Genomic DNA, 557 nt, shown 5'->3' on the forward strand with positions numbered 1-557 from the left:
CTTTCATCAGTCTTTTTATTGGAGTCAAATTGAATTAATCAAAATTTTGTTCCATCGACACCTTTTTACAACTTCCCTTTATATTATTCAAGTTCCTTCATAAATAATTATTTAAAAATTATAGTGACAAAAATGTCAGTATTGTACGATGAATTATAGTATGTAATCATGGGAAAAGTAAAGATTAGAAAAAAGAAAGAAGGGATTCAATTGAAAAGTAGAGCTGCTGTTGCATTTAAGCCAGGAGAACCACTTCAAATCGTAGAAATCGATGTAGAAGAGCCAAAAGCAAGAGAAGTATTGGTAAAAATACTATATACTTCTGTCTGTCATACAGATGCTTTTACATTATCAGGCGACGATCCAGAAGGTGTATTTCCTGCTGTATTAGGTCATGAAGGTGCCGGTGTTGTCGTTTCAGTGGGTGATGAAGTGACTTCAGTAAAACCTGGTGATCATGTGATTCCACTATACACAGCTGAATGTGGAGAATGTAAATTCTGTCGTTCTGGTAAAACAAACCTATGTAGTGCAGTACGAGAAACACAAGGTAAAGG

1 protein-coding gene is annotated in these 557 nt (G+C 34.8%); it reads left to right on the plus strand.

Annotation, left to right across the window (positions count from 1 at the left end; genetic code table 11):
• Positions 1-210: 210 nt before the first annotated feature.
• The coding region (locus tag FOT98_RS32125) for an alcohol dehydrogenase catalytic domain-containing protein (RefSeq protein WP_186292163.1) at positions 211-557 on the plus strand (347 nt) is incomplete at its 3' end.

The sequence above is a fragment of the Bacillus sp. HY001 genome (genome assembly GCF_007558965.1).
Classification (GTDB): domain Bacteria; phylum Bacillota; class Bacilli; order Bacillales; family Bacillaceae_G; genus Bacillus_A; species Bacillus_A mobilis.